The organism is Staphylococcus sp. GDY8P94P, assembly GCF_017892255.1.
GTDB classification, from domain to species: domain Bacteria; phylum Bacillota; class Bacilli; order Staphylococcales; family Staphylococcaceae; genus Staphylococcus; species Staphylococcus cohnii.
On sequence record NZ_JAESKU010000001.1, the window covers coordinates 392,296 to 415,994 of the forward strand.

The following is a 23,699-nucleotide window of genomic DNA, read 5'->3' on the forward strand; positions in this document are numbered from 1 at the left end:
ATGTCAAAATTTTCAAAATAAAAACAAAACCTTTTAGTTAAATGTATTCTTTTGAATTTACATATTTATAAAAATTTTTGACGTTTCAGTTGGCTAACTAATTCAAATACTAAATAAAGTTAAACACGTGCTTGAATTAATTGTATTGGCACAAAATGTGTAAAATATTAGTGCAACGAACAAAATATTAATAAATAAAAAACGTCAATCTCTATATAATTCCAATAGAAATTGACGTTTGTTGGTGCTTAAAATTTAATTATATTTCATACATTTGCTATCAATAACTTTTACATTATGATAGTTAAACAGTTGTAATTTAGTCTTCAAAAATAAAATCTTCATCTTGTAATGCTTCAACATTTAGCGCTAAAGTATAACCATCGCCTTTAACAGAGAAGAAATCATGGTTTTTTGTAGATGTGTCTAATGCATTTTCGATGATTGGATTAAATTCTCTTTCTTCAAAGTACGGATCAAATCCAAGGTTTGATAGCGCTTTGTTACCATTATATCTTACATAGTTAAGCACATCTTCAGTTAAACCGATATCATCATATAAAGATTGTGTATAAGAAACTTCGTTTTTATATAGTTCATCTAATAATTTATACATTTCTTGGTCTGCTTGCTGTTTTTCACTTTCAGACAATTCATTGCGTAAACTTTGTGCGTCCATACCAGTAAATACACCATGAATGGATTCATCTAATAAAATTTTACGAATAATTTCTCCTGAAGTCGTCATTTTACCTTGTCCAGCTAAATATAAAGGATAATAGAAACCAGAATAGAATAAAAATGTTTCTAGAAAAACACTTGATACACGTGCAATATATTGATCATAAATAGATGCTTCTTTACCCCATAATTTATGATAATTATTTACAATTTTATCCGATTTGAATTTCAAATGTGGTTCTTCTAAGACCCATTTATCTAATAAATAGTTTGTTTCGCTAGATGGTAATAGTGTTGTAAAGATGTGAGAATAACTTTTAGCATGAATTTGTTCCATCATCGCCATAAAGGAATATACCGCTTTTTTACGTAAATCTGTAGTATGTAACATAATTAATGGCATACCATCATCTGCTTGGTGTGTATCCAAACCAGTTAAACCTGCCAATGCCTTTTTAAATGCATTTTTTTCTTCATCAGATAATGTTTTCCAACTTGCAATATCTTTTGAAACTTTAAATTCAGTTTCTACCCACATTTGCGAAATATTTTGTCGCCAAAACATATTTGTCATATCTTCTTGAGTATTCCAATTGACTGCTTTCATTTAGATAATTCCCCTATCTAGTAAATATTTGTTTAATTTATAAAACACAGAAAGTGGGACAGAAATCTAAATATATTTTTAGATTTTCTATCCCTTGCATAAGTGACTATATTTCTATAATGTCGATACACTTTGATTTAAATGACATTCACTTAATGCCTCACCTTTTTGCATTTAAAACATATGCGTTATTTCAAGATTCATATATCTTTTTTTAATTAAAAAGTTTCGTTTTATATTGCACAGCTTGTACATTCTTCAACACTTAATAATTTATTTCTAGTGTAATATAAAGATTTCAATCCTTTATGATGTGCATAAACATATAATCTAGATAATTCACGTGTTGATATCTCTGAATTTACATAAAGAATTGTAGAAATACCTTGGTCCACATGTGTTTGGATCGTAGCTATTAAATCAATTAATTTCATTTGATCAGTATTAAATGCAGATTTATAGTACCACATTGTTTCAGGTGATAAGAAAGGCATTGGGTAAAATGTTTCTGCATTACCGTAAGTACGACGTTCAATTTGATCAACTATCGGCATAACTGAACTTGTCGCATTTTGTACATAAGAGATACTTTGTGTTGGTGCGATTGCTAAACGATATGCATGGAATAAACCGTGAGTTTCAACTTCTTTTTGCAATGCTTTCCAATCTTCAGGTGTAGGAATTTCTAAGCCTTCAAATAATTTACGTACTTTTTCATATTTTGATGCAAATGTTTGCGAAGTGTAAAACTCAAAATATTTACCATTGGCATAATCTGACTTATCAAAGTCTTTAAATGTTTCTTGTCTATCTTTTGCAATTTCCATGGATCTTTCAATTGAATAGTAGTTCATCATCATGAAGAATATGTTAGCAAAATCTTTTGCTTCTTCAGATTCATAGCCAATTTTATTTTTAGCAAGATAACCATGTAAATTCATAACGCCTAATCCAACTGAATGTAACTCACTATTAGCTTTTCTAACACCTGGGGCATTTTGAATATTTGCTTCATCACTAACCACTGTCAATGCATCCATACCTGTATGCACTGAATCTTTGAATTTTCCTGATTCCATAACATTAACAATATTTAAAGACCCTAAGTTACAAGATATATCGCGCTTGATTTCGTCTTCTGTACCGTAGTCATTAATAATAGACGTTTCTTGTAATTGGAAGATTTCTGTACATAAGTTACTCATTTTAATTTGACCAATATTAGAGTTAGGATGTACTTTATTCGCATTATCTTTAAACATTAGATAAGGATAACCAGATTGTAGTTGTGTTTGAGCAATCATATTTAACATTTCACGAGCGTCTTTTTTCTTTTTATCAACATTTGGATTGGCTACTAAACTTTCATAGTATTCATCTAAATTAATATCATCTAACGTTACACCATATTCATTATAAACTGTATGCGGTGCAAACATATAAAAGTCTTTACCCTCTTTCGCCAATTCAAAGAATTTTGAAGGTACAATTAATCCAGTAGAAATGGTAGATAAACGTAAATCTTCATCTGCGTTAACTTTCTTTGTATCTAAAAATTCTTCTACATCATAGTGGAAAATATTTAAGTACACCGCACCAGCACCAGGACGTTGTCCTAATTGGTCTGCATAGCTAAAGCCACCTTCAAGAGACTTAGCAACAGGTAATACGCCTTTTGCTACACCTTTAATGCCTTTAATCGCTTCTCCTCTTGCACGCAATTTAGATAGGTTAATAGCAACACCGCCACCAATTTTACTTAACTGTTTTGCAGTAGAATCTATAAAATTGATTGAATTTAAACTGTCGTCTACTTCTAATAAGAAACATGACACGAGCTCACCACGACGTGCACGTCCTGCATTTAAAAATGTTGGCGTTGCTGGTTGGTAACGTTGTTCAATCATAGCTGAAATAAGTTGTCTAGCTGTCGGTTTATGACCATTTGCTAAATAAAGTGCAACAATCACAACATGTTGCTTATAATCTTCTAAGAATTGTGTTTTATCATTTGTCTTTAGCGCATAATCTTTAAAGAATTTACTAGCTGACATATAACTGGCAAAACGAAAGTCTATACTTTTAGCATAATCTGTAATTTCTTGTAAATCCGCTTCTGAATATTTTTCAAAAACATCAAAATAAAAATCGTTATCTACAAGATAGCGTAAACGTTCAATTTCAGTATCAAAATAGATTGTCTTATCTTGAATCTCTTCTAAATAAACTGCTAGCGCTTCTTGGTCCTTTTCCAAATTAAAGAAACCATTATCTTTTCGTTTTGTAACCTCATTATTTAATTCAATATGATTGTATTTCTTCTCGTCCATAATCTTCATTGAAATTTCCCACCTTATCTTTAAATTCATTTATATCGTCTGCAGTGCCCTGTACTTCAAACTTCAATAATAGTGGAACTTGATATCGTTCCGAAATTGATCGTCCAGCTTTTGCGAAATTTTGTCCCCAGTTACGATTTCCGCTCGCTGCAACAGCTTTTAACAAATCATCATTCACATCTAAAAACGCTTGAACTGGTTGGGGTACCTCACCAAATCCTATTGTTCCAGTGACCAAAACGAATGGCTCCTCTATTCTCTCTGAACAATTATTTTGCGTGATTTCCATAACATTTGTCAGTTCGGTTTTTTTTATAAATCTGCGCACATTGCCGGAAAACGAAAAATATACCACTTTCATTGGATCACCTTCTTTCTAATAGATATACGTAAGTTGGAAAATCAAAAAATGTAAGGCTTTCGAGGTGTTATTATTTGAATGTGTTTTAAATGATTGAAGTAACCACTATATATAGTAACTTGTAAATCTATAAGTAGATATGTAAAAACTCAACATTTAAGTATTAATGCCTTATTTGTCATTATTTAAAGCCTAAAATTGTGTGATTTTACTTAAAATTTGATTTATTATAAATAAATTGACCACGTATCAAAACACAATATATTGTGTTTTGTCCTGGCCAGAAATACTATATTATGTGTTTCATTATACATAACTCATCGCCTTATTAAAAGTCTTTAATTTATGACAAAACGATGAAAACAGTATGAAAATGGCACCAATTCAACTTTAAAATCAATTTTAAAAATTTAAAAAATATTTTTGTCTTTTTTAGAGTCTCAATGCTTGCTTTTTTTAATTTATTCTTAAGCCTTGATATACCTGCATTACTTCATCTACCTTCATATATATTGCGCTTCATCTATTATATTTTTGAACTAATTACTATGCTAAATTACTTTTAAGTTTTCTCAATTATATGCTCTTGAACAGAACGTTTGTTCGTATATCATCTTAATATATTTCTACTTTAATTTCAAGCATATATACATTTTCTAATTAACTATGCTAATATAGATACGTTAAAATTTTAAAATTGAGGCGATGTATGTGAATCCAAAAATAAAAGGTATTATTGCTATTCTAATTTCTGCAGTTGGCTTTAGCTTTATGTCTGTTTTTTTTAGATTAGCTGGAGATCTTCCTGTCTTTCAAAAATCATTGGCAAGAAACCTAGTGGCGATGTTTATACCTTTGTATTTTATATTTAAATATAAGCAACCACTTTTTGGTAAATTAAGTAGTCAGCCTTTATTAATATCTCGTTCTGCGCTTGGCTTGATTGGCGTATTATTAAATATATATGCCATCGATCATATGATACTCAGTGATGCAGACACATTAATGAAATTAAATCCATTTTGGACGATACTACTTAGTTTAATTTTCCTAAATGAAAAAGTACGCAACTACCAAGTTTTTGCTATGATTGTAGCCATTTTTGGTATGCTGTTCGTTGTAAAACCTGAGTTTTCCTCATCAATGATACCAGCGATTGGTGGATTGTTATCAGGTATTTTCGCAGCAAGTGCCTACACTTGTGTTAGAGCATTAAGTAGTAGAGAAGCACCTTATACGATTGTTTTTTATTTTTCTTTCTTTTCTATAATAGTTCTCATTCCATTTACGATTTTTACATTCGAACCAATGTCTGTCATGCAAGTTGTTTATTTAATCGGTGCTGGCTTAGCTGCAGCTGCAGGTCAAATAGGTATTACTTTAGCATATAGTTTTGCACCAGCAAAAGATATTTCAATATTTACGTACGCATCTATTATTTTCACTGCGTTATTTGGTTTTATTTTATTTGGCGAATCACCAGATTTCTATGCCATTCTAGGTTACATCATTATCATTGGTGCAAGTTACTATATGTTTGAAAAAGCCAGACGCCAACCGCTAACAATTCAGAAAAAAGAACAAAAATCCAAATATTAAAGGAGCAATTACAATGTCTGAAGGACGTAAACAAGAAGATTTAAATGACATTACTTTACTAGGAAATCAAAACAATAAATATGATTTTGATTACCGACCAGATGTATTAGAATCATTTGATAATAAACACCCAGGCCGTGATTATTTTGTTAAATTTAATTGCCCTGAGTTCACATCTTTATGCCCTATTACAGGTCAACCTGATTTTGCTACAATTTATATTTCTTATATCCCAAATATTAAAATGGTCGAATCTAAATCATTAAAACTATATTTATTTAGCTTTAGAAATCATGGTGACTTTCATGAGGATTGTATGAATATTATTATGAATGATCTCATCGACTTAATGGATCCACATTATATAGAAGTTTGGGGCAAATTCACACCTCGTGGTGGTATATCTATAGACCCTTATACAAATTATGGTCGCCCTGACAGTAAATATGAAAAAATGGCAGAACATCGTTTAATGAATCATGACCTCTATCCAGAAAAAATAGATAATCGTTAATTCATTCCTACTATGAATAATCCACACGAACTAAAAATAATTCGTGTGGATTATTTTTTTATTTATTTCACTTAGATATTAAAACGCTTACTTATATAATTTTGTACTATTGATATATACACTTGTTATTTATGTGAAAACATTATAAAATAAATCCAACCATTTAGGGGAGGGAAATTATGAAACAGATAAGTTACACGCACGAGGAAATCATGAAAAGTACTCCGAGAAAGGGGTTCTTCGGACATCCAAAAGGACTAGGAACACTGTTTTTCACTGAATTTTGGGAGAGATTCAGTTATTATGGTATGAAAGCGATACTAATATATTATCTTTATTATAGTGTGGCTGAGGGTGGTTTTGGTTTAAGCCAAGCCGTGGCAATGCAAATTGTCGCAATTTACGGAACTTTAATTTATATGTCAGGTGTTATTGGGGCATGGATTGCAGATCGGATAACCGGGACACAAAGCGCTGTCTTCTACGGTGGATTCCTGATCATGATTGGGCATATTTTATTGTCCTTACCTAATAATTTAACATTAGTAATGGTTGCGCTCGCAGTCATCATTGCAGGTACTGGTCTATTAAAACCAAATATTTCATCAACTGTTGGCGAACTGTATGATCGTAATGATGTAAGACGAGACGCTGCATTTACTTTATTCTATATGGGTATTAATTTCGGTAGTTTATTTGCACCATTACTTACAGGTTATTTACAAACTAGAGTAAGTTTCCATGCAGGTTTCTTAGTAGCTGCTATCGGCATGTTCTGTGGTTTAATAGTATATGCACTAAAACGTAAGGTGAATTTAGGTTTGGCTGGTCGTAACGTGCCGAATCCTTTAACTAAACCAGAAATTAAAAAGTTCGTGTTATTCAGTTCAGGTATTATTGTATTATTTTTAGCATATTTATTAATTCTACATTTAAATAATGCCTTAAGCTTAGAAAACTTCAGCTTTTTAATTACCATTTTAGGTATCGTATTACCAATCTACTTGTTTATTAATATGATTTTACATAAAGACGTTACGAAAGATGAACGTTCACGTGTATATAGTTACATACCCTTGTATATTACATCTGTTGCTTTTTGGATGATACAAGAACAAGGGTCAACGATTCTCGCAACATTTGCAGATAAAAAGACACAACTCGAAATGTCTGTATTAACGAATGGGTTAATTGATTTTTCAATTCCTGCCTCATGGGCACAATCTTTAAATCCATTGTTTATCATTCTCTTAGCGCCAGTCTTTGCAACGTTATGGGTTAAATTAGGTAAAAAGAATCCGCCTACGGTGCATAAATTTGCTTATGGTGCTATTATCGCTGGGTTCTCCTATCTAGTCATGATTATTCCATTGGCTACAGGCAATGACTTAATAAACCCATTATGGCTTGTACTCAGTTTCTTATTAATTACTATCGGTGAACTTTGTATTTCTCCAGTCGGTTTATCAACTACTACAAAACTAGCACCAGTCACATTCACGGCGCGTATGATGAGCTTGTGGATGTTAAGTAACGCAACAGCACAGGGACTTAACGCTCAACTTGTTGTTGTATACACAAAAATGGATCAAAGTGATTACTTTATGTATTCAGGATTAGTTGCAGTTGTTATCGGAGTTATATTATTGATTATTTCACCAAAAGTAAAACGTGCAATGAAAGGTATATATTAAGCAATTAAACGATAATATTTTTTAATAAGCAATATAGAAATCTAATTTCAAAGATTTCTATATTGTTTATTTTTTTGTAAAAATACACTGTCGACAATTTAAATATAACTAAATAAAAATTTATGTTTATATACAGTGGTAATAAATCAGAATATTTTGAATATTGTTGTTTTGAGAATATTATTGAAATTTAATTTAATTAAGCGTAAAATCATTTTTATACATTCTTATAGGGAGTATGAAAGGACGGGGAATGTTTTTATGCAAAATCAAGATAAAGCCCATGAACAAGCGGTTCAATCTATTCCACAAAAAGGATTTTTTGGACATCCTAAGGGGCTAGGCGTATTATTCTTTGTTGAATTTTGGGAGAGGTTCAGCTACTACGGTATGCGTGCCCTGCTGATTTTCTACATGTATTTCGCTATTAAAGATGGCGGACTCGGCATGGATAAAGGTACTGCACAGTCTATTATGGCAGTATACGGTGCACTAATATACATGACTTCTGTACTGGGTGGATGGATTTCCGATAGAATTACAGGGACGCGCGCAGCAACATTTTACGGTGGCGTGTTAATCATTATTGGACATATCTTCTTAAGTTTACCTTTAGATATTATAGGACTATTTATTTCTATGTTCTTTATTATTGTAGGTTCTGGTTTAATGAAGCCAAGCATTTCAAATATTGTCGGTAGATTATACCCTGATAGAGATACACGTATAGATGCTGGTTTTGTTATATTCTATATGTCTGTTAACTTAGGTGGATTAATTTCACCAATTATTTTAGATCGCTTTGTACATACAGGTAACTTCCACGGTGGTTTCTTAATCGCTGCGATTGGTATGGCACTTGGACTCGTGTGGTATATATTTTTTAATAAAAAAAATTTAGGGCAAATTGGTTCAAAACCAACCAACCCATTAAATAAAAGCGAGAAAAAGAAATATGGCATTTTATTTGCTGCAATCATCATAATCATTGCAGCGGTATTAGTAATTACCGGCTTAACAGGTACATTATCATTTAACTTAGTTAGTACAACGGTACTCATACTAGGTGTGGCATTACCTATCATATATTTCACAATTATGATTCGAAGTAAAGAAATCACAGACGATGAACGCTCAAGAGTAATAGCATTTATACCACTATTTATACTCGGTGTAATATTCTGGTCTATTCAAGAACAGGGTGCCAACGTACTTAACCTCTTTGCGTTTGAAAGCAGTGATATGAAATTAAATCTATTTGGATGGAAAGCAGATTTCGGTCCTACGCTCTTCCAGTCAATCAATCCATTATTTATTGTATTACTAGCACCAGTGGTTTCATTGATTTGGGCAAAAATGGCTCGACGCCAACCAAGTATAGCCACAAAATTTGTTCTAGGCGCAATATTAGCAGGTGCTTCTTACATAATGATTGGTTCTATCGGTCATTCAGCTGGTGGTACCGATATTAGTGTCAACTGGATTATTTTATCTTATATCATTTGTGTAATCGGCGAACTTTGTTTATCACCTACAGGTAACAGTGCAGCAGTTAAACTTGCTCCAAAAGCTTTCAATACACAAATGATGAGTTTATGGCTGTTAACTAATGCCTGTGCGCAGGCTATAAATGGTACATTAGTGAAACTAATCGAACCTCTTGGATACAAAAATTACTTCCTATTTTTAGGTGCTATTGCAATTGTAGTTAGTTTAATTGTTTTAGCATTTGTACCAAAAATCATCAAAGGTATGCGTGGCATTAAATAGCGCATGCAAAAGGTCCTCTTCTCAATTTATTGAGTTAGTGGGCTTTTTCCATGCGCTAAAGCTCAGGTAAACATCCCCCCTAATTATCCTTGTATAATAGTATGAAGAAATCATTTGAAATGAAATAGATTTTTCGCCTGCCAAAATATATTTATAACTATAGAAATATGGGTAAAGTGAATAAGCAACAAAATTTAAAAGAATATGGTGAAAAAAATTGGAAAATACTAAATTCAAACACGGTGTCTTATTTTATCATGAATATAGTGGTATTAAAGATATATATCGAGGACTGGGAGATGTAGCAGCTTCTTTAACTACGTTTTGCAAACATCTGTCAATCCAACTAAGTGAAGATGAAGGTGATATCATAAGATTTTGCCAGAAGATTAAAGATCAAAGTTACAGTGACGATGTAGATATCATTTTTCTCCTCGGTGGAGATGGTACTGTCAACGAATTAATCAATGGTATGATGCAACATGAATTGAATATCCCTATTGGTATTATTCCAGGTGGTACGTTTAATGATTTCGTTAAAACATTAAACCTAAGTCCACGTCATAAAATAGCCAGTCAACAACTTATTCAATCAGAGTTACAAGGTTATGATGTGATGAAAATCAATGATCAGTATGCACTAAACTTTGCTGGATTGGGTCTTATTGTTCAAAATGCAGAAAATGTTCAAAATGGCAATAAAGACATTTTCGGGAAATTGAGCTACGTAGGGTCTACCGTTAAAACTTTGCTTAATCCGGAGCACTTTGATTATCAATTAACCGTTGATGGTAAAGTCATTGATGGTAATACTGCCATGCTTGTTGTTGCTAATGGGTCATTTATAGGAGGCAGTCGTATACCTTTAACAGACCTTTCACCAAGTGATGGTTATCTGAATTTATTTATCTTCAAAGAACACAGTTCAAGTGTACTGAGTGATATATTTAAACAAAGAGATAGTATGAACTGGAACCACATGACAAACGGTATTCAGCATTTATTAGCCAAAGATATCAAAATAGAGACTAAACCTGAAATGAAAGTAGATATCGATGGCGAAATTGCATTAAAAACACCCATCCATATCGAAGTTATACCAAAAGCAATTCAAATTTTAACGTTACCTGAAAACACACCTGATACTGAATATGAATAAATACACTATATATAATGATTAATAAAAAGGACTAATCCACGTACATATGGATTAGTCCTTTTGATATAGTGTTAGAACGTGTTTACTTACTTGAATTATATATCCCATAATCTTTCACTCATGACATATTCAGATGTCCACATATTTTAAGTAAAACATCATTAAATTTCATATTTAAACACCGAAAACATATTCATGTCATTTGTATTATATATCGTAATCACGATCACCTAAGAAATATTTTTCAACATCATACCAATCATTCACGCGTGTAAAACGATCATCGTTAACATTATGTGATGCTGTATACATAATTGGTTTACCAGTAAATATAGCTAACTGACGAGGGTTGTCATCTATGAGATAGTCCGCGTTTACGATATCTTTACGACCACAAAAAACAAAATGCTGTGGATTTAAAAACGGAAAATACTCTCTTAACCATGCATATTTATCATGAAATGATGTAGGAACGTCCATTGCAGCAGTAGCAATATAGACATCATAATACTCAGTTAGTTTTTTCACAACTTCTTGTGAATGTGCCATCACTTTTAATTTTTTGAAAAAACCTGGTTCGCGTAAAATTTCATGCAATAACCCATCATGTTCAGGCATAGCATGACGTAATTTTTTACCATCTAACATATCATATGTTATTCCTAAATCTGTACGTTTATTCACATCTTCAATCAATGCACCTACTGTATCAGCAAGTACTTCATCCATATCAATAGCAATTGATTTTCTAGTCATCTCGTACTCTACTCCCTTTTAAGTTCTCGTTCATTAACATTGATAACGCATTATTACATTGGTCATCTTAGCACATGATCTTGTTTATCACTATTAGTATAGCAAAAAACGTTCAATGAAACCAAAATTGTATATGAGCATATCATAATATACTATATAAATTAATTATTTTCATTATATAGTTTAAGCTTTATACATTTTAATTTATTGAACGTTATAAATACTACTTTTTATAAATCAAAGTTATTTAATACTTCGATCATTTTATCATTTTGCTCAGGGAAACCAATCGTAATTCTGACACCATTCGGAAATTCTCTTGTAATGCACCCTTGTTTTAACAATGCTTCATATAATTCGTGAGGTCGCGACGTATTCACAAAAATAAAGTTCGTTTGGCTTGGATTTAATTTATGACTACTGACTGAATCAAAGAATTTTGCTCTTTCTTGTGCATTTTTTTCACGAATAGAATCTAAATAATCTTGATCTTCTAACGCAGCAAGTGCAGCGTGTTCTGATAATCGACCTACATTAAATGGTGGTCGTATAATATTCCATTTTTCAATCGCTTCTTGAGCAGCAATCACATATCCAATACGCATGCCGGCTAATCCATATGCTTTAGAAAATGTTCTCAGTAAGAAAGCATTTGGAAATTGTTCTTGTAAAGCTAATGAATTCGGAAAGTCTTCAGCTGTCGCGAATTCAACATAAGCTTCATCTATAATTACGGGTATATCTTGAGGCACACGTGATAAGAATCGTTGCAACTCTTCATGTGTAAAGTATGTGCCGGTAGGATTATTAGGGTTACACAACCATACAAGTTTAGTGTAGTCATCAACTTCAGAAAGTATGCCTTCTAAATCAAATCCACCATCTTTTAGTGGGACTTGTACAACATCTGCCGCTTCAACTATGGCATTATGATAATACTGACCAAAAGTCATTTCACTTGTAACAATTTTATCTCCTTGGGTTAAAACAGCACGTGAAATCATTAATATCACTTCATCTAATCCTGCACCAAATAAAATACGTGCTGGGTCAACATTCAAATGTTCACTTATCGCTTCTTTAATTAACGGAGAACCCGTTTCAGGATAAAATTGCAATTCGTCTAAATGATGTTTGATTGCGTCTTTCACTTTAGGTGATGGTCCATATAAATTTTCATTAGAAGCTAATTTATAAAGCTCATCCTCAATCCCGTATTGTTCTTTTAATGCTCTTGGTGATAAACCTGGTTGATATGCTGATAATTGTTCGATTTGTTTTTTCATTGTTGATTCGGGCCTCCTTAAATTTACAGAAATTTCAAAACTTAGTAACCATTATATACCTTATTTCCATTGAAAATCAATGTAACTTAATTTTAAAAGCTAGAATTTAATCAAATATAAATACGAGTTCAACTTAATGCATTTTTGTCCGTAGTAAAATGCATTGTTAAACTCGTATTGTCTTATGAATTAATCAATTAAATGATGTTTCTCTAGATAGTTTTTAGCTACCTCATATGGATCTTCTTTTTTTACTGTAACTTCATAATTCATTTCTTGCATATCTTCATCAGAAATCTTACCTGCTAATTTATTAAGCGGTGCTTTAATTTCAGGATGATCTTTTAAATACGATGTTTTAAACATAGGAGCGCCTTGATATGGAGGGAATACTTTTTTATCATCTTCTAATACAACCATATCATATTGTTTTAATTCAGCATCTGTTGAATATGCGTCGATTAAATTAATATCTCCGCTTTCAACTGCTTGATATCTTAATTTCGGCTCCATCGTCTTCACGTCACCGAAATCTAAATCATATGCTTTTTTAACAGCTGGATAACCATCCTCACGATCATTAAACTCTAATGTGAAACCTGGTTTAATTTGATCGCTCACTTTGTTTAAGTCACCTATCGTTTTAAGATTATGCTTTTTCGCAAAATCTTTTTTCACCGCCAATGAATAAGTATTATTATATTGCATTGGTTTTAACATAGTCATATCGTATTTATCTTCTAAACTTGATTTTGCTTGTTGATATACTTTATTTTCTTGTTTAGACTTCAAATCTTCTTTTGTTAACTCTCCAAGTACAGTACCTGTAAACTCAAGGTAGCCATCTATATCGTCAGATTTCAAGGCATTAAATAGGAATGAAGTTTTCCCCATGCCATCTTTCACTTCTACTGTATCATCTGTTTCTTCTTCAATTAAAATTTTATACATATTGGTAATTACAGAAGGTTCTGAACCAAGTTTACCTGCTAATGTAATTTTATCTCCTTTTTGAGCAAACATTGGTCCAATAATCACTAATAACAGTATTATAATAATTGCACCAAGGGAAATAAGCAATTTTTTATAGGATAGTTTTTGCATATAACGTAAAACTAAATCAAATAGAATTGCTAATAAAGCTGCAGGAATCGCACCAATAATAATCAATGATGTGTCATTTCGATCTATACCTAAAAGAATCAAATCACCAAGACCACCTGCACCAATTAAAGCTGCTAATGTAGCAGTACCTATAATCAATACCATCGCTGTTCTAATACCTGCCATAATTACTGGCATGGCTATTGGCAATTCCACTTTTGTTAATCTTCGACCTGGCTTCATACCGATACCTTTAGCTGCTTCAATTAACGAGCTATCTACCTCATTGATACCTGTGTATGTATTTCTTAATATCGGCAACAATGCATAAACTACTAATGCGATCACTGCCGGTACCTTACCAATACCAAACAACGGTATCATCAAACCAAGCAAAGCTAATGATGGTATTGTCTGTAACACGGCAGCGATATTCATCACAATCTCAGAAACCTTGCGTGTTTTCGTGAGTAAAATGCCCAGCGGTACCCCAATTACTGCAGCAATGAGCAATGCAATAAACGATATTTGGATATGTTCAAATATGTTAGTTAACAATTGTCCTTTCCGATCTGAAAGTGTATTTATTAATTCATTCATCTTTGACTACCCCCTGTATGCTCCGATAGATATTTAAACATATCTTCGCGTTTAAGCACATGCTGTGTAGCAGTCGAATCATCATTAATAATGATTGCATCGTGGTTAGCTAAATCACTATAAATGCTTTTAATAGACGCATTACTATTAACAATAGGATAACCTTTGGTAGCTTCCTGTTCATTAATCGTTAATTCACCAATTAGTTCTGATAGTTTTATGTCTTTTTCTATTTTCAGTGATTTATCCCCAACAAATTGTCTTACAAAATCACTTTCAGGATGATTAACCATATTGTCAGGTGTATCTATTTGCTCTACATGTCCTTTGTTTAATAGACAAATTCTATCAGCTAGCTTCATCGCTTCTTGTATATCATGTGTTACAAAAACGATTGTTTTTTTTATTTTTTGCTGTAACGCTATTAAATCATCCTGCAGCTTTTCTCTGCTAATTGGATCTAATGCACTGAAAGGTTCGTCCATCAGAATAACTGGTGGATCTGCAGCTAATGCACGTACCACACCAACACGTTGTTGTTGTCCACCTGATAATTCATCTGGTTTTCTATCTTTAAATAGTTCTGGCTCTAAGCCAACCATATTTAATAACTCATCTATACGTTTATCAATATCTGCTTCTTTCCATTTTTTCATTTGTGGCACTTGTGCAATATTCTCTTTTATCGTTAAATGCGGAAATAATGCAATTTGTTGTAAAACATAACCAATATCCCAGCGCATTTCATATACTGGATAGTCACTAATTGGTTTCCCTTTAAAATAAATAAATCCCTCTGTTAATGAAATTAAACGATTAATCATTTTTAATGTCGTTGTTTTACCACAACCTGAAGGTCCGATTAAAACAAAAAATTCACCTTCTTTTATATTAAAGCTAAGATCATCTACAGCTTTCTTATCCCCATAACGTTTCATAACATTTTTAAATTCTATCAATTTGTCACCCTCACTCTTCTCATTGACTTTACTATCACTTAAAAAAATTCACATAGTTAACACATAACCGATTTACTAACAATTTAACCTTTTTAATCACAGTTAAATAAAACAAATACGAAGTTAATTCAAACTCATCAATATTACTATTACATTTGTGCCTGTATAGTATATTAATCGTTGTCAAATTAACTTCGTATTTTTTTGCAATCATTTCAATGTAAAATACCAATACCGTTAAAATTAAGTATATGGGATTATATATTCTAAAAACAATTATTTGCTCAACTAAATTTGAGCTTTATAAGATTGTATTGTTTCTAAAAATATTGGACAGTAGTGTTTTAATTTATAACTTCCAACACCATCAATTAATATCATATCTTGTTTTGATTCTGGTTTTCTCTTTGCAAATTCTTCCAAAGTGAAATCTGAGAAAATGCTTACTGGTGGAATAGTTAATTTTTCACTTAATTGTTTACGTACAGCAACTAATTCATCGAATAAAGCACGGTCCACACCTTCTACAGTGTTGATATTAACCTTTTCTTTCGATTTGCGTTTAAATGGTGTTGTATATATCGAAATTTGGTTATTAAGCAGTTCCTTTACAGAAACATCACAGGTTAATATTTCATCGTGTTCATTCAAAAATCCTTTAAATCGCAATTCATCAATAAGATGACTGAGTTCAGAAGTCGTATAGTTTTTCATAATACCATGCGTTGTCAATTGATTATAATCACAATAACGAATATAATCAGAGTCTTCGCCCCTTAAAACTTGAATAATGACACTATAACTTTCTTGCTGTTTCATACGTGCAATACAACTCACTATCATCTTCGCTTCGTTCGTCATGTCATATGTTTTATTTTCTCTAACACAATTACTACATTGTTCACATTCTTCTAGTTTTTCATTAGGTTCAAAATAATGTACAAGTGTTGCTTCTAGACACTTTTTAGTCTTCGTATATAGCAACATTTTATTCAATTTTTCACCCATTTTTTCTTTGTAATCATCGTCTGCTTTTGAAGATGAAATGAAATATTGGTGTAACCCGATGTCTCTATCGCTGAATAAAAGAATACAATCACTCTTCAATCCATCACGACCAGCACGTCCCGCTTCTTGATAATAAGACTCTAAATCACCAGGCATATTATAGTGAATCACAAATCGCACATTTGATTTATCAATACCCATACCAAATGCGTTCGTTGCTACAACGACACGCACGCGATCATATACAAAATCATTTTGTGCTGCTTCACGCTCTTTATTGGATAAACCAGCGTGGTATATTGTGCTACTAATTTTATTATTTTCAAGTGCTTCATGTAGTTCTTCTACTTGTTTACGTGTCGAGCAATAAATAATGCCTGCTTCTTTTTGATGATCTTTAACATATTCTAATACGAACTTTTGACGTTGGTACGTTGGATTAACTTGAAATATTAAATTACGTCGTTTCGTACTTGTTTTAATTTCGTCATACTTGTCGATATTTAAGCGATCCATAATATCTTTTTGTACTTCAATTGTTGCCGTTGCTGTTAATGCTACAATTGAAAAATCTTGTGGCAAGGCAAAAACCTTATGGATGACTTCCTGATAACTTGGTCTAAAATCATGTCCCCATTTTGAAATACAATGGGCTTCATCAAAGGCAACTAAGTGTATATCTAACTGCTGTAATAAGCGCATAAAATTAGCATTATCAAAACGTTCCGGTGCAACATATAAAAATTGGATTTCTCCACTTTTTAGTTGTGCTTGAATCTCTTTTTGTTGCTTTTGAGTCAAACTACTATTTAAATATGCTGCGCGAATCCCCATGGCCTTTAATTGATCAACTTGATCTTTCATAAGTGAGATTAATGGGCTGATTACGATTGTCGTACCACCCAACATTAATCCTGGCACTTGGTAACAAATTGATTTTCCCCCACCAGTTGGTAAAACGCCAAGCACATTACGGTGATCCATTACTTTAGTTATTATTTCTTTTTGACCTGGACGGAATGTGTCATAGCCAAAATAATGTGATAATGTTGCTTCCATGTTATATAATCCCTCATTGTTCTTTTAATTCTTCAAGTTCGCTCCATCTTGTTATATCTTCTTCATACAACATATTAAGATTTTGTTGTTCTTCATTTAATTCTTTTACCTTAGCATAATCAGAACTTGCTTCAACCATTTCTTGCTCGATTTCTTCTAATCTGTGCTCGGTTGTTTCAATACGCGCAATAATTGTTTCATATTCTTGTTTTTCTTTATACGATAAACCTTTTTTCTTTTTCTTTTCATACGTTGGTTTCACTTTAGCTTGTTGTTTTTCTTGCGTTTGTAATTTATCTATCTCTTTTTTATATGCTTCATAGTCATCAAAATTTCCTATGATACGTTCTATTTTTCCATCATGAATATACCAAAATTCTTGAGCAACTTTATTTAAAAAGTAGCGATCATGACTCACCGTGATAACTGTGCCGCCAAACGTATCGATATAATCTTCTAAAATAGTTAACGTTTCTGTATCTAAATCATTTGTCGGTTCATCTAATAATAAAACATTAGGTTGATGCACTAATAATTTTAATAAGTACAATCTTTTTTGTTCTCCACCTGATAATTTGTAAACTTTTTTACCATGTGTTGCACTTGGGAATAAAAAGCGTTCTAATAATTGCGTAACTGACACAGCAGTTCCATCTTTTTCTTTCGCTACTTCACTTTCTTCACGCAAATAATCAATCATTCTGATGTCCCGGTCTAAACGTGCTTCAGTCTGTCTGAAATAAGCAACTTTAACAGTTTGACCAACTTTCAATTCCCCTTCGAACGCTTGGTCATCACCATTCAAAATATTCAACAATGTTGTTTTACCAGCACCATTTGGTCCGACGATACCAATTTGTTGTCCATTTTGAATAATTTCAGTGACATGTTCAAACAATATTTTATCGCCGATACGTTTTGACACGTTATCAAGTTCAAAAACTTGTTTACCTAAACGTGAATACGCAAGATTTAAAGATGCTTTATCTTGTTGTTGTTGATTTTTCACATCGTGTTCTAAATCTTTAAATCTATTTTTTCGCGCTTGTTGCTTTGTAGAACGCGCTTTTACTCCCGCACGCATCCAAGCTAATTCTTGTTTATATAGTGCGCGCTGTTTCGCTTGTTGTTTTTGCTCAACAACTTCATTTTCAGCACGTTGTGCGATGTAATCTTCATAATTACCTGGATAAGTAGTTAATTTACCACGATCTAATTCAATAATGCGAGATGATACTTCATTTAAAAAGTAACGATCATGTGTTACAAACAGCACTGTATGCGGATACTGTTTAACATAATTAATTAACCAGTTGATTGACTCAAAATCTAGATGGTTCGTAGGTTCATCCAGAAGTAATAAATCTGGTTGCTCTATAAGTGTTTTAGCAAGACCAACACGTTTTTGTTGCCCACCTGAAAGTTCTCTCACTTTTTTAGTCGTATCATTGATGCCTAGCTTTGATAAAATAGTCTTAATTTCAGCACTATAATCCCAAGCTTGATATGTATCCATTGCTTCTTGTGCTTGCATCATTTGTTGAAAATCTGTCTCATTCTGCGTCTCACTATATTTTGTTACAGCAGCTTCATATGAGCGAATCACCTGAAGTGTCTTTGTCTCTGACGTTAATACCGCTTCAAAAACAGTTAAATCTCCTTCAAACTCTTGTTTTTGAGCGGAATAACGTATGCGATATGCATTGGGATGTGAGACCTCTGCCTCGAAGTCTTCATCCAAACCAGCAATTACTTTTAACAAAGTACTTTTGCCTGTACCATTAATACCTACAAGACCTATTTTTTCTCCTTCAGAAATAGACAGATGTAAATCATCGAAAATGATTTTATCAGCGTAAGATTTATGTAAATGTTCAATTTTGTAGGCTTCCATCGTCCAACATCCTTTTTAATATCGAAAATTATAATTAATTCTGTTAAACTTAATTTCAGTTCTATATATTATACACCTTTTTGAACTCAAATGATACAAGGGAGCGTAGCTTATGTCAGATTTTTTCCAAGACTTACCTCCTTTTATCCAAGCACTAATCGCAGGTATCATCACATGGTTATTGACTGCATTAGGTGCTGCAGCAGTCTTTATATTTAAAAGAGTAAATGATAAAATACTGAATTCAATGCAAGGATTTGCTGCAGGCATTATGATTGCTGCAAGTTTCTGGTCTCTATTACAACCATCAATCGATTACGGTTCTGGATCATCTTTTGCATGGTTACCAGCAGCAATAGGTTTTTTATTGGGCGGTTTTTTTATACGCGCGTTAGATTTAATTATTCCACACATTCACCCAAACACCCAAGACTCTAACCAATACCAAGAAGGTGTAGGAACGAAAAAACTCAATAAAAATACATTACTTGTATTAGCTATTACATTGCATAACATACCAGAAGGTCTTTCTATTGGTGTAGCATTTGGTGGCGTAGTAGCTGGTAATGGCCAAGCAACTTTTTTAGGTGCACTCGGTTTAGCAATTGGTATCGGGATTCAAAACATCCCCGAAGGTGCTGCACTTTCAATGCCTATCAGAGCTGCTGGTGCATCACGATGGAAAGCATTTAACTATGGACAAGCATCTGCAATTGTTGAGCCCATTTTTGCTACAATAGGCGCTGCTGCAGTGCTTTTCATTACGCCTATGTTGCCTTATGCACTCGCTTTTGCTGCTGGAGCAATGATATTTGTAGTTGTAGAAGAGCTTATACCAGATTCTCAAGCTAGTAATAACACTGATTTAGCAACATTAAGTTTAATGCTAGGTTTTACTATTATGATGATTTTAGACGTTGCACTTGGATAAAAGGTAAAAGAAAAAGAAATAACTTGGATCCATTCTTCAAATAAAAAATGATGAGTCTGGGACAATCATCTCAACCTCAAAACAAAGAGTTTGGTACATAAATCCCAGAAAAATAGCACTCAGATGATTTAATTCAATTCATCTGAGTGTTTCTTTTTATTCAATACTTCATATTGTTGGTTCGCTATCATAGGGGACAGCTTCAGCCAGTAGCCTTCACTTTGTCTTATTCCCTCAAACATCTCGTCAAAATACTTCCCATTTGTCCAAAAACTATATGTCTCAGACAATCTAATTTTGAGAATGAGGATTTATGTTCTAATCCTTTTTAGCATTCTCTTTTTTACTTTTTCAACGTGCATGTTTGCTCTTGATATTTACTAATCCGCTATCCTCCCCATCTTAAAGTTCACACATATAAAATAATTTAATACAATATCATGCACATCATAAACACTATTCAATACGCTTACATATATAAAAAGCCCTAATCCATTTTAAATAATGGGTTAGGGCTAAAGTAGTTATTATTTTTTCTCTTGTCCTTGTGGACCTGTTTCATATTTATAGTCTGATGGTTTCACTTTATCAAAGTCAGGATTATCATAAAATCTCATTAAGTCACCATTTAGGACATCATCACTCATTTGCAAGTCTTTTTCAGCTTGTTGTTTACGTTTATCAAAATCATTAGGTTTTTCTGTTACTGGCTCATTATTTTTATTATCATATATTCTGCCATTTACATATTTGTAATCTTTCGTTACAAAGTCACCATTTCTAAACGGCACAGTATCATTATGATCTTTTGATAATAAGTCTGTACCCATCATGAGATAATTCTTAGTATCAATACCCATTAAATGTAGTAATGTTGGCATTACATCTGCTTGTCCAGCATAAGTTTTATCAACAGTACCTTCTTTACCAGGGATTTTCAACCAGAAACCTGTTCGGTTTAAATCTGTAAACTTAGCTGGTGTAATGTCTTCACCTAATAATTTTTCCATCGCTTTGTTATGGTTTTCAGAAATACCATAATGGTCACCATAAATCATAATAACGGAATCATCATAGATACCTTTTTTCTTCAATTCACTTACAAACTGTTCTAACGATTCGTCTAAATATCTCGCTGTCTGAACATAACCATCAACTGTTGAATCACCAGTATTTGGTTTATCAATTGATGCATCTTCAGGAGATAATGTAAACGGATAATGGTTTGTTAGCGTTATTAAGTGATTATAGAAAGGTTCTTTTTCTTTCGCCAAATAATCTGCTGATTCATCAAAGAATTCTTTATCTTTCAGACCTAAATTCTCTTGATTTTCCTCTGACATATCATAGTACGTTGCATCATAGAATTTATCTACGCCAAAGTGTTTATAAACTTGATCACGGTTCCAGAAGGTTTTATAATCACCGTGCATCACGCTAGATGTGTAACCTTGTTGTTGATGCAAAATCGCTGGTAATGATTGGAATGTATTATCACCTTTAAGCGAGAATGCCGAACCTTGTGGTAAACCGTATAAACTGTTATCCATTGTAAACTCTGAGTCTGAAGTTTTACCTTGTCCAGTCTGGTGGAAGAAGTTTGGATAATATCTGAAATCTTCATTACCAGAAGAAAGTTTATTTAAGAATGGTGTAACTTCCTCGCCATTTACTTTTTTGTTGATCAAGAAAGTTTGGAAACTTTCTAAGTGGATTTTAATCACATTTTTTTTCTTAGCCGCTCCAAAGTATTCTGGATTCGGTTGTGTTTGCTTTTGTTTCGTATAATTTAAGACTTTAGTTAAATCATCTTCATTTGCTAATGCTTTTTGTTGATTATTTTGTATCGTTTTTACACCATCATAAACTGTGAAGTTATATGGACCTAAGTATTTAACTAAATATTTATGGTCAAATGTACGTGTTAATAATTCCGGGCGATCAGATTCAGCAAAAGCTAGGTTTAAGAAAAATAATGCAACAGATGCTGCCATAATCACTGGAACAAATTTTTTGCTAAACACACGCTTGTCTAACCATTTTTGTCTAAATATTAATACAAATAAATAAATGATTGTATCGATAAAGTAAACAAAGTCATACCATTTAAATGAAGCTGATACAGCACCACCCATTGATTCAACATTACCTACTTGATTTAACGTACTAAAAGTCAAGAAGTCTGAGAAGAATCTGAAATATACAACATTTGCGTATAATAAGAAGGTTAAAATAAAACCGCCTATAAAGATAAACCAAAATGCTTTCTTACCTTTGAAGAATAAGAAAATACTCAATACTAATGCAATTAAACTATATGGATTCATTAATAAGATTAAATTTTGAACTAACCCTTTAACACCTAAAGAAAAGTCAACATAGTATGAAAAATACGTTTTAGCAGTAACTGTTAATACAGTTAAAATAAAAAACGCAAAAAGAGTTAGTTTCTTTTTGTGTAGACTCATGTCTGTTCCCCCGATATAAATTAATAAAAGTTGGTGCTAATACCTAGCCCAATTAAAATGCTTTGTAATCATTGTTAATGCGTAACTTAGATTATCTAACAATGTCTTTATCGTTATTTGCGAAAGTTAAAATTTAAGTAAGAAAAATAGGGTGACATCCTGTATCTTTCTTCTAAAACACATCTTTTTGTCTTTTGTCACTAATTTATTTCTATAAAGTAGCAATTTTTATTTTTAATGAAATTTATTGATTCTTTTTGAAAAATTATATTTGTTATAATGTAAATTATGTTAATGCGTTTTATTATGTTTTACATCGTTTTTACACTACATTCACTCTGTAACATCCTTGTAATAAAACGATTATAGTTCAATTAATAAATATAAAGCAATTCTTGTCTAATATCAAGTAAAAACACACTTTTTTTAATTAAAAACGCTGATTTAACCGTTTTATGAAGGTATCATTAACCTATTGTGAATACATGATTAAAAGAAGATTAAAATTTAAATTTCCTTTATAATTATACTTGCTCTATTTAATAAATTAATCAGGCCTTGGACCTATTTAGATAATGGTTAATTTATACTGAATGACTTATGTAATTACTTAATCTTATCATATTCAACACGATTACCGTTTATTATACTAGATAAATGAGCTCAAATATTTAAGAATTAATCACTATATCTGAATGTTTATCGAATAATCACTGAATATGAATCACAAATAAAATTTCAGAACTATATTTTAGTCAAACATTTGTCTAAGATTTATGCATATCGAGAAAATCATCTAATGTAAAAAACCTCAGGTAATTTATCACCTAAGGTTTGGATACATTCTAAAATTCATTAACCAAAAGACATATTGATATAATAATTATTTTATGGCTAAAGATTTTTAATT

General features: G+C 32.2%; 16 protein-coding genes. 6 read left to right on the top strand and 10 right to left on the bottom strand.

Annotated elements, in window-relative coordinates; translation table 11 throughout:
• Nucleotides 1-319: 319 nt before the first annotated feature.
• The 3 genes from nrdF to nrdI all read right to left on the bottom strand — a co-directional run bounded on the left by nrdF (nucleotide 320) and on the right by nrdI (nucleotide 3,988).
• On the bottom strand, nucleotides 320-1,288 hold the full coding sequence (gene nrdF, locus KA926_RS02025) for a class 1b ribonucleoside-diphosphate reductase subunit beta (protein WP_019469517.1): 969 nt from the start codon (nucleotides 1,286-1,288) through the stop codon (nucleotides 320-322).
• A 233-nt stretch (nucleotides 1,289-1,521) separates the two neighbouring features.
• A complete protein-coding gene (gene nrdE / locus KA926_RS02030; protein ID WP_210143549.1) occupies nucleotides 1,522-3,627 on the bottom strand; it encodes a class 1b ribonucleoside-diphosphate reductase subunit alpha in 2,106 nt (701 codons plus the stop codon).
• Nucleotides 3,590-3,988 carry a class Ib ribonucleoside-diphosphate reductase assembly flavoprotein NrdI gene (gene nrdI / locus KA926_RS02035; RefSeq protein WP_107385216.1) on the bottom strand — a complete coding sequence of 133 codons (399 nt, stop codon included), beginning with the start codon at nucleotides 3,986-3,988 and terminating at the stop codon, nucleotides 3,590-3,592. The genes nrdE and nrdI overlap by 38 nt, the downstream gene beginning before the upstream one ends.
• Nucleotides 3,989-4,699: 711 nt before the next feature.
• On the opposite strand from nrdI, the gene KA926_RS02040 reads away from it, so the two are divergent.
• The 5 genes from KA926_RS02040 (at nucleotide 4,700) to KA926_RS02060 (ending at nucleotide 10,724) form a co-directional block, all read left to right on the top strand.
• Nucleotides 4,700-5,587, top strand: coding sequence for a DMT family transporter (locus KA926_RS02040; protein ID WP_107385217.1), 888 nt, complete (start codon nucleotides 4,700-4,702; stop codon nucleotides 5,585-5,587).
• 13 nt (nucleotides 5,588-5,600) lie between these two features.
• Nucleotides 5,601-6,101, top strand: coding sequence for a preQ(1) synthase (gene queF, locus KA926_RS02045; protein WP_019469521.1), 501 nt, complete (start codon nucleotides 5,601-5,603; stop codon nucleotides 6,099-6,101).
• A 179-nt stretch (nucleotides 6,102-6,280) separates the two neighbouring features.
• The gene (locus tag KA926_RS02050) at nucleotides 6,281-7,795 is read left to right on the top strand and encodes a peptide MFS transporter (RefSeq protein ID WP_210143550.1); all 1,515 of its coding nucleotides are present in this window, start codon (nucleotides 6,281-6,283) and stop codon (nucleotides 7,793-7,795) included.
• Nucleotides 7,796-8,056: 261 nt separating this feature from the next.
• Complete coding sequence (locus KA926_RS02055) at nucleotides 8,057-9,565, top strand: peptide MFS transporter (protein WP_210143551.1); 1,509 nt, start codon at nucleotides 8,057-8,059, stop codon at nucleotides 9,563-9,565.
• Between the two features lie 217 nt (nucleotides 9,566-9,782).
• Complete coding sequence (locus KA926_RS02060) at nucleotides 9,783-10,724, top strand: diacylglycerol/lipid kinase family protein (protein WP_210143552.1); 942 nt, start codon at nucleotides 9,783-9,785, stop codon at nucleotides 10,722-10,724.
• Nucleotides 10,725-10,931: 207 nt separating this feature from the next.
• Here KA926_RS02060 and KA926_RS02065 read toward each other — a convergent pair whose 3' ends face one another.
• The 6 genes from KA926_RS02065 to KA926_RS02090 all read right to left on the bottom strand — a co-directional run bounded on the left by KA926_RS02065 (nucleotide 10,932) and on the right by KA926_RS02090 (nucleotide 19,390).
• On the bottom strand, nucleotides 10,932-11,480 hold the full coding sequence (locus KA926_RS02065; RefSeq protein ID WP_210143553.1) for a 5' nucleotidase, NT5C type: 549 nt from the start codon (nucleotides 11,478-11,480) through the stop codon (nucleotides 10,932-10,934).
• 230 nt (nucleotides 11,481-11,710) lie between these two features.
• Nucleotides 11,711-12,766, bottom strand: a complete 1,056-nt coding sequence (gene hisC / locus KA926_RS02070) for a histidinol-phosphate transaminase (protein WP_210143554.1) — start codon at nucleotides 12,764-12,766, stop codon at nucleotides 11,711-11,713.
• Nucleotides 12,767-12,955: 189 nt separating this feature from the next.
• Complete coding sequence (locus KA926_RS02075) at nucleotides 12,956-14,470, bottom strand: ABC transporter permease/substrate-binding protein (protein ID WP_210143555.1); 1,515 nt, start codon at nucleotides 14,468-14,470, stop codon at nucleotides 12,956-12,958.
• The gene (locus tag KA926_RS02080; protein ID WP_210143556.1) at nucleotides 14,467-15,429 is read right to left on the bottom strand and encodes an ABC transporter ATP-binding protein; all 963 of its coding nucleotides are present in this window, start codon (nucleotides 15,427-15,429) and stop codon (nucleotides 14,467-14,469) included. Before KA926_RS02080 ends, KA926_RS02075 begins: the two co-directional genes overlap by 4 nt.
• Nucleotides 15,430-15,717: 288 nt before the next feature.
• A complete protein-coding gene (gene recQ / locus KA926_RS02085; RefSeq protein WP_210143557.1) occupies nucleotides 15,718-17,496 on the bottom strand; it encodes a DNA helicase RecQ in 1,779 nt (592 codons plus the stop codon).
• Nucleotides 17,497-17,509: 13 nt separating this feature from the next.
• Entirely contained in the window at nucleotides 17,510-19,390 is a 1,881-nt protein-coding gene (locus tag KA926_RS02090) for an ABC-F family ATP-binding cassette domain-containing protein (protein WP_210143558.1), read from the bottom strand.
• Nucleotides 19,391-19,502: 112 nt separating this feature from the next.
• On the opposite strand from KA926_RS02090, the gene KA926_RS02095 reads away from it, so the two are divergent.
• Entirely contained in the window at nucleotides 19,503-20,321 is an 819-nt protein-coding gene (locus KA926_RS02095; protein WP_107384929.1) for a ZIP family metal transporter, read from the top strand.
• Nucleotides 20,322-20,848: 527 nt separating this feature from the next.
• Here KA926_RS02095 and ltaS read toward each other — a convergent pair.
• Nucleotides 20,849-22,789, bottom strand: a complete 1,941-nt coding sequence (ltaS, locus tag KA926_RS02105; protein ID WP_210143559.1) for a polyglycerol-phosphate lipoteichoic acid synthase LtaS — start codon at nucleotides 22,787-22,789, stop codon at nucleotides 20,849-20,851.
• Nucleotides 22,790-23,699: the final 910 nt, after the last annotated feature.

Bases quoted from the DNA above. Each gene is read 5' to 3' on its own strand.
- nrdF (WP_019469517.1), bottom strand. From the start codon at position 1,288: ATGAAAGCAGTCAATTGGAATACTCAAGAAGATATGACAAATATGTTT.
- nrdE (WP_210143549.1), bottom strand. From the start codon at position 3,627: ATGAAGATTATGGACGAGAAGAAATACAATCATATTGAATTAAATAAT.
- nrdI (WP_107385216.1), bottom strand. From the start codon at position 3,988: ATGAAAGTGGTATATTTTTCGTTTTCCGGCAATGTGCGCAGATTTATA.
- queF (WP_019469521.1), top strand. From the start codon at position 5,601: ATGTCTGAAGGACGTAAACAAGAAGATTTAAATGACATTACTTTACTA.
- KA926_RS02050 (WP_210143550.1), top strand. From the start codon at position 6,281: ATGAAACAGATAAGTTACACGCACGAGGAAATCATGAAAAGTACTCCG.
- KA926_RS02055 (WP_210143551.1), top strand. From the start codon at position 8,057: ATGCAAAATCAAGATAAAGCCCATGAACAAGCGGTTCAATCTATTCCA.
- KA926_RS02065 (WP_210143553.1), bottom strand. From the start codon at position 11,480: ATGACTAGAAAATCAATTGCTATTGATATGGATGAAGTACTTGCTGAT.
- hisC (WP_210143554.1), bottom strand. From the start codon at position 12,766: ATGAAAAAACAAATCGAACAATTATCAGCATATCAACCAGGTTTATCA.
- KA926_RS02075 (WP_210143555.1), bottom strand. From the start codon at position 14,470: ATGAATGAATTAATAAATACACTTTCAGATCGGAAAGGACAATTGTTA.
- recQ (WP_210143557.1), bottom strand. From the start codon at position 17,496: ATGGAAGCAACATTATCACATTATTTTGGCTATGACACATTCCGTCCA.
- KA926_RS02090 (WP_210143558.1), bottom strand. From the start codon at position 19,390: ATGGAAGCCTACAAAATTGAACATTTACATAAATCTTACGCTGATAAA.
- KA926_RS02095 (WP_107384929.1), top strand. From the start codon at position 19,503: ATGTCAGATTTTTTCCAAGACTTACCTCCTTTTATCCAAGCACTAATC.
- ltaS (WP_210143559.1), bottom strand. From the start codon at position 22,789: ATGAGTCTACACAAAAAGAAACTAACTCTTTTTGCGTTTTTTATTTTA.